General features: G+C 43.9%; 1 pseudogene. It reads left to right on the top strand.

Going from position 1 to position 294, the window contains the following annotated elements:
- Nucleotides 1-294: pseudogene (locus J7R07_RS08085) on the top strand (hypothetical protein); the annotation flags it as partial.

Genomic DNA, 294 nt, shown 5'->3' with positions numbered 1-294 from the left:
GTGTTACTTTTGGCAAAGGCAAAGATCGTGCTCCTGTAGGTCTTCATAATGTTGGGAATGGTCAGATTAATGAGAGTTCACATGATGCGATCAATGGTTCTCAGCTTTATTTATTGGGTAATGGTTTGGCGCGGTCTTTAGGAGGTGGAGCTCAGTATGAGAAAGGCGAATGGACAGGTCCGACCTTCAAGGTTCATGTAGTCAAGGAAGATGGCAGTGCAGTTGAAGAGCAAAGTTATGCTGATGTAGCGAAAGCGTTTGCTGGTGTAGGCAATTCTTTCACGAATATTCATA

Origin of the sequence: Bartonella phoceensis, from assembly GCF_902825145.1 — a bacterium.
GTDB classification, from domain to species: Bacteria; Pseudomonadota; Alphaproteobacteria; order Rhizobiales; family Rhizobiaceae; genus Bartonella; species Bartonella phoceensis.
This window is presented reverse-complemented; position numbering and strand designations above follow the sequence as displayed.